Annotated in this window: 6 protein-coding genes and 1 pseudogene; all 7 read left to right on the top strand. The window is 35.9% G+C overall.

The window, feature by feature from the left end; genetic code table 11:
- Window positions 1–1298: pseudogene (locus CFY87_RS11365) on the top strand (hemagglutinin repeat-containing protein); the annotation flags it as partial.
- Window positions 1298–1648 carry a hypothetical protein gene (locus CFY87_RS11360; RefSeq protein WP_094947999.1) on the top strand — a complete coding sequence of 117 codons (351 nt, stop codon included), beginning with the start codon at window positions 1298–1300 and terminating at the stop codon, window positions 1646–1648. The pseudogene CFY87_RS11365 and the gene CFY87_RS11360, both read left to right, overlap by 1 nt.
- Before the next feature lie 150 nt (window positions 1649–1798).
- On the top strand, window positions 1799–2128 hold the full coding sequence (locus CFY87_RS11355) for a hypothetical protein (RefSeq protein ID WP_201793252.1): 330 nt from the start codon (window positions 1799–1801) through the stop codon (window positions 2126–2128).
- The gene (locus CFY87_RS11350) at window positions 2109–2459 is read left to right on the top strand and encodes a hypothetical protein (RefSeq protein ID WP_236757433.1); all 351 of its coding nucleotides are present in this window, start codon (window positions 2109–2111) and stop codon (window positions 2457–2459) included. The genes CFY87_RS11355 and CFY87_RS11350 overlap by 20 nt, the downstream gene beginning before the upstream one ends.
- 186 nt (window positions 2460–2645) lie before the next feature.
- Window positions 2646–3935, top strand: coding sequence for a hypothetical protein (locus tag CFY87_RS11345; RefSeq protein WP_143226177.1), 1290 nt, complete (start codon window positions 2646–2648; stop codon window positions 3933–3935).
- Window positions 3935–4165, top strand: a complete 231-nt coding sequence (locus CFY87_RS11340) for a hypothetical protein (RefSeq protein WP_094947988.1) — start codon at window positions 3935–3937, stop codon at window positions 4163–4165. Before CFY87_RS11345 ends, CFY87_RS11340 begins: the two co-directional genes overlap by 1 nt.
- A 23-nt stretch (window positions 4166–4188) precedes the next feature.
- Window positions 4189–4425 (top strand): hypothetical protein, encoded by a 237-nt coding sequence (locus CFY87_RS11335; RefSeq protein ID WP_094947985.1) that lies wholly within the window; start codon window positions 4189–4191, stop codon window positions 4423–4425.
- Window positions 4426–4504: the final 79 nt, after the last annotated feature.

Here is a 4504-nt window from a genome sequence, read left to right as displayed (position 1 = left end):
AAATAGCTGGGGTAAAACTGCAAGAAATCGGAAACAACCATCAAGACGGCTCATCGAAAGTAGAGATGGGCGGTGTTGCTGGAGCGGCTTCTCAAGGTAACTGGGGTATTGCAAAACTGGCAACATCATTCTTAGGTCAAGTAAGTGATAAAGGCAGTGAAAGTGGTATCACAACGGCTTCAATTAACACGAAAAACATCACTATTCGAGACGAACAAACTCAGCAACAATTGACGGGCAAAACAGCAGAAGAAGCTGCAAAAGAAATTAATAAAACCAATCTTCATCAGGAGGTAAATAAAGTGGATATTGAAAAAATAAAATCTGACGTCGAGCGAGATTTAAAAACAGCGACAGATTTTGTGAAAAATCTTCACGAGCGAGGAGATGAAATTTATTATCGAATGGAAAAAAATGAGGATTCCGTATTTTCTATTCAAAAGAAAATAGAAGATTGTAATCATATCAGTTGTTTAGATTTTAAAGCTGATAATTCACAAGAACTTAAACGCATTATTTATGGAGATAAAATATTAACTGATGAGCAAGCTCAGCTTTTAAGTAAAGTTGCAACAGCGGGAATGCTGAATCTGAAACGAGAAGACAAAGTATCCAGTGCAATTTTATACGATAAGGATTTGGCTTCAATTGATGAAACGGCTGTAATTTTAAATCGAGGTAGTGCTGGGTATGTAAATGAGGTTCTGTTTACAGTATTCGAACGTTTTAGGGCTTGGGCAAATATGCCGGGTATCTTTGGTGCATCAAATGCGACAAGAGATCACGCCCAAATCAACAAAAAATTAGATGAATATAATGCTCACAAAATTGCTCAAGGTAAAACGCCGATAAATGCAAATAATGTGGCACATAGTTTGGGTGTTTCGGGCAATAAAAATATGTTGAATTGGTCGGAGTATATTGGAAATGAATATAAGAACACGAAGATTAATTTCTTGCATTTAGGTGGTTCTTATCCGTCTGCTGAAATAGACAAGCAAGCAAAAGATCTGTTTGGTGATGTAAATACTGAATATCATGGAGTGAAAGGAGATTGGGTTTATAAGGGTTTAGGAGGATTATTTATAGGAAACAATCCGAATGCTAAGCAGGTGGAGGGGTTAGGATTTGGTAAAGCACATTCGGATGCTAATCAGAATATAAACAATTTGAAGTATGTTTATAAAATTGATAATCAAGAAGATGAAAGAAAACGGGAGCAAGCTAGAGATACTTTAAATAAAATTTATCCTAATGGTGGTATTAGGGAATTTAATAAAGTTAATGAGGGAAAATAATGAGAATTATCATTTACTTATTTGCCCCGTTCTTTATAACTAGTTGTTTAGTTTGGGATCTAATGCCGGCTTATTCATCTTATTGGAATGAAGATGTATGGAGACACATAGATACAAAGGAACCTTTACCTGATCACATTCATGTATCCTGTTTTCGTGAATCTCTTCAAGGGTTTGAAATAAGAGATATTTCGGGCTTTCCTGAAGTTATAGGCGTAGAAAATAAAAAACAATCAAATAGGAAATATGCCATTTGTTTAAGAAATAAAGGGTTTGTATTTAATGCCAGTTATAAATACTGCTATAAATTTAGAGCAATTTGTGATCGATATAATGAATATAGAAAATGAACAATTAGAGAGAATGTACGCCTAAGGAAATCCTGTTTCTATGGTACAGCCACAAATGTACAGAATGATTATGCCGATGTTTTACAGAAAAACGGCTATACCTATACGAGTGCGGACGGAAAAACTTATAACAGCGGAGCCTACTCAATCGTGCATGATAAAGATTTTGTGGGGAACAAATGGATACCTTTCTTGCTAGGAACCAATGACACAACAAAAGGAAATTGTGGGATATTTTGCTATTCGCACAGTTCGTATTTTGCGGAAGTGCCTGAACAGCACCAAAGGGATAAGAATGGTGAATATATCCTTGATAAGAACAATAACAAAATAGAAACAGAAGATTGGAAAGACTATAAGGGGAAATGGGGCAAACCGACCGAAAAAGATGAAAATGGTAAATACATCAACAAATATATTCCTAAATTAATCAACCCAAATAAACCAAATGGAGAAAAGTATGAAAAAAATCCTTTTTAAATATTTTATGCTAATTACTTGTGTTTTTGGATTAAGTGGCTGCGGTTATTTGCTATCACTTGGACAGTTAATGCTTGATGGTAGGTGCGGGGACTGGAATTGTTCAGGTAATTCGCGATGGCACAAAAAAGTTGGTGATTGTTATAGTAGAAACCTTGAAGTTGTTAAGCAACAATTAGGATATAAAAATTACGGTGGTGATATTGTTCGTTTCCATAGCGAAGTGCAAGATAGCGAAATGGGACACCATATCTCTACGCAATGTATCCGAAATGATGGTAGATACAACATTGAAAAGGACAAAAAATATGGGCATTTGTTTGCAAAATGATTAAGCCGATGTGTTACAGAAAAACGGCTATACCTATACGGGTGAAGACGGCAAAACTTATAATAGCCGGTTTAATGGGTAAGGGGGGGGAACAATACGCAAAACCTCATTATTCGTGACGAACAAGGACAGTTGGCGAAAACGGGAAAAACCGTTGAGCAAGTGAAAGCGGGAGTAAAAACGAACATGACCACCGACAATGCCGAAACCCGTTCGGGTAAGTTGGAAAATAAATTTGATAAAGATGAGTTACAAAACGAGTTGGATTATCAGGTAAAAGTTACACAAGAGTTCGATAAAAATCGAAAAGAAGTAATCGGTTATATTTACAGTAAAGCAGAGGATGCTCGAGCAGAAGCAACAGAAATTCGACGAACAACCGAAATAGATGGAAAAACAGGCTACAACACGGAAAAATCTCTCGAACTAGAGAGAAGAGCAGATATTTACGACACAATTGCTTTGGGAGCTAACCTTGCATTAGGTGCGGCTTATGGCTGGGGAAATAATACCTTATTAAGTTATGCCGGTACAGAAGCAGTTACAACACCTATTATCAATTCAGCAACTGCACCGGAACAAATATGGAAAGTGAAATGTACGCAAGATTCACTCTATTGTGCCGATAACAATATGGATGGCTCGAAACGACCTACAGAAAATGGTAAAGCACAGATTGGTGATAAAAGACAGATTTTTGATATTAATGAAATTAAACCGTCAGAGATAAGCGGTGTTATTACACTTTCTAATAACGGTATTTTAAATCCATTAGATGATGCACTAAAAAATGCGATTAAACAGAACAAATGGGCAACGAATAAAGATGGCGTGATAGTGATTTATAACAGACCGACAGGAAACTATGTTTCGGAGGTGTTATATGCGGCTTACGACAAAATCAACGATTTATTAGGGGGAAGATTACCATTAACGACCGCAGAAAAAGCCAATTTAAGACTCTATGATTATGTCAAACAAAATAACTATACGCTTGACAAAAGTAACCATAGTCGAGGTGGTTTAACGGCAAGTGTAGCAATACAAAAAGCAAACCGTATTGGACTTAAGGATATTCCGATAAGGGAATCCCGTTTCTTCGGCACGGCGACAAATGTCAAAGATTATGCAGGTTATTTGAAAGAGAATAATCCGAATGCGGTAACGAAATCAGCCGTACATAAAGCGGATTTTGTGGGTAATAAGTGGAATCTAGGTCTAATGGGATTTAATGATACAACAGGAGGCGATTGCATACTCTGTTATTCACATAGTAGTTATTTTGCGGAGAAACCGAGTGAGTATCTTATAAATGAGCAAGGGCAATATATTGATTTAAAGGGAAAAATAGTTACTGAAAAAAATAAGGTTAAAAATGAGTATTTAGATGATTTTAATGCAATATGGAATACCATCAATGAAACAAGTAACCCGTCATTACCAAAAGTGGTTATACCTAAACAAGGAGATGAATAATGAAATTAATAATAATTTTACTGAGTATTTTTATGTTATCCGGCTGTCCCTTTTCTGGTAGTAGCTATTTTGTCCGATGGTGGAATGGTAATATCCCTCACTCTAATGAAAGAAGGCAAGCTTGGAGTGATTGTCTTGATGAAGCTAAATTACAGTATCCTGATAGCATAGATCCTATAGGGGAAAAAAGAACAAAATATTTAAGAGAATGTATGAAAAATTATTGGTGAAATTAAAACAAAGGAGATTAAGAATGAGATTAATAATAGTTTTATTTATGAGTATTTTTATTTTATCTGGCTGTCCCTTTTCTAGTAATAGCTATTTTGTCCGATGGTGGAATGGTAATCTTCCTCTCTCTGATAAAGAAAGAAAAGCTTGGAAGGATTGTCTTGATGAAGCTAAATTACAGTATCCTGATAGCATAGATCCATTAGGTAAAGAGCAATTAAGGTATGAAAGGGAATGTATGACAAAGAAAGGGTATTGAGGCTAATGGGATTTGAATGACATTCACCCGACGAGCCATTTCTTCTTCAATAAGGTGGATAATACTATCGGTCAGCCTA

Source organism: Actinobacillus seminis (assembly GCF_002263215.1).
Taxonomy (GTDB): Bacteria; Pseudomonadota; Gammaproteobacteria; order Enterobacterales; family Pasteurellaceae; genus Actinobacillus_B; species Actinobacillus_B seminis.
This window is presented reverse-complemented; position numbering and strand designations above follow the sequence as displayed.

Coding starts and splice junctions, on each gene's coding strand:
- CFY87_RS11360 (WP_094947999.1), top strand. CDS start 1,298: ATGAGAATTATCATTTACTTATTTGCCCCGTTCTTTATAACTAGTTGT.
- CFY87_RS11340 (WP_094947988.1), top strand. CDS start 3,935: ATGAAATTAATAATAATTTTACTGAGTATTTTTATGTTATCCGGCTGT.
- CFY87_RS11345 (WP_143226177.1), top strand. CDS start 2,646: ATGACCACCGACAATGCCGAAACCCGTTCGGGTAAGTTGGAAAATAAA.
- CFY87_RS11350 (WP_236757433.1), top strand. CDS start 2,109: ATGAAAAAAATCCTTTTTAAATATTTTATGCTAATTACTTGTGTTTTT.
- CFY87_RS11335 (WP_094947985.1), top strand. CDS start 4,189: ATGAGATTAATAATAGTTTTATTTATGAGTATTTTTATTTTATCTGGC.